Raw genomic sequence first — 1,495 nt, 5'->3', positions numbered from 1 at the left:
TTTGGCGGGCTGGTTGATCCAGGCCGCGTCGGGGATGGCGAGGATCTTTGGGTTGAGGTTGGTGCTGAAGCGTTCGGGGTTACGGGCGCGGGCGGCGGCCAGGGTCGTCGCCCGTTCGAGGGCTTTGCCTGCCGCGAGGCCGTAGTGAACGTCAGCGGGTGTGTTCAGGCCGATTCCGGTGTGGCGGTGGGTGTAGTTGTAGCCCTCGACGAAAGCGTCCATGAACCGTCTGGCATCGCCAAGACTGCCGAAGCGTTCGGGAAAGACCGGGGCGAACTTCAACGTCTTGAACCACGCCTCCGAATACGGATTGTCGTTGCTGACTCGGGGCCTGGAGTGCGACTTGGTGACCTCGAGATCCGAGAGCAGCGCGGCGACGGTCTTGCTCGTCATTGACGTTCCCCGGTCCGCGTGGACGACCTGCGGGGTGCCGTGGATGCCGAAGGTCTCCGTCATCATTTCCGCGGCCAGGACCGCGGACTCAGACGCGTGGACCACGGCGCCGACGATGTAGCGGGAGTAGATATCGATCATGACGTAGCAGTCGTAGTACTTGCCCTTGATCGGGCCAGGCAGCTTTGTAATATCCCACGAGAACACGAGCCCGGGGGCGGTGGCTAGCAGTTCCGGGATCGCCCGCGGCGGGTGGCGGGCCAAGCGGCGGCGTTCCTTGACCTGTTTGTTCTCGGCCAAGATCCGGTAGATCGTTGAGATCGACGCTAGGTAGACGCCCTCGTCCAGCAGCTGCGCGTAGATCTGGATCGGCGGTAAGTCCACGAACCGGGCCGAGTTCACCACGGACAGGATCCGGGCCCGCTCCAGGACGCCCAGCTTGTTCATTGGCACCAACGCCGGCCCGGCAGCCGGGGTTCGTGGCGCCCGGGTTGCCGTCGCCCGCGGTATCCCCACCAACGTGGCAGCGGTGCGGGTCGAGATGCCCCGGCGGGTCAGTTCACGGTAGGTGGTCATCACGGTTTCGTCTGCGGTGTTTCGTCCCGCGAGCTCTTCGAAAGATTTTCGAGTAGCTCGTGCATTTTTGACATGATCTCCAACGCCACCTCCGTCGTGGCCAGGCGCTGTTCGGATTGATCGAGCTGGCGGCGGAGCCTGGCGATCTCGGATTGCTCTGGCGTGAGCCGGCCAATCTTCTCTCCGGCTTTCTTGCCCTGCAGCACGCCCGCATCACGAAGCTTTCGCCACTCGGTAATCTGCGAGGAATAGATGCCCTGCTCCCGCAGATACGCCCCGCCCCCATTCCGGGAGATCGCGTCCTCGTAAGCAGCCAAGTGCTCTAGCTTCTGCGCCGGCGTGAACGAGCGCCGCGCGCTCGGGCCACCCGCACGCGGGCCAGGACTGCTGTTCTTACTCATCGAACTATCGTCGCGCACGACGATCAAAGAAGGGCTGGACATGATCGGACTTCCTGGTTCTCGCCCTACGTCAAACGGCGGACTTGCTCTGAGCTACTGGCCTCAACTCACCCTGACACGTAGGG

General features: G+C 63.6%; 1 protein-coding gene. It reads right to left on the bottom strand.

What is annotated here, in order from left to right:
• A protein-coding gene (locus CXY82_RS00075) for an IS3 family transposase (protein WP_104169150.1) occupies window positions 1–1,370 on the bottom strand; the annotation gives its coding sequence in 2 pieces (ribosomal slippage) (window positions 1–1,040 and window positions 1,040–1,370; 1,371 coding nt annotated over the 2 pieces). This gene is flagged as partial in the annotation.
• Between the last annotated feature and the right edge of the window lie 125 nt (window positions 1,371–1,495).

Origin of the sequence: Cryobacterium sp. M23, assembly GCF_002929655.1 — a bacterium.
GTDB lineage: Bacteria > Actinomycetota > Actinomycetes > Actinomycetales > Microbacteriaceae > Cryobacterium > Cryobacterium sandaracinum.
The sequence above is the reverse complement of the archived record's forward strand: the minus strand, read 5'-3'. Positions and strand labels throughout refer to the sequence as shown.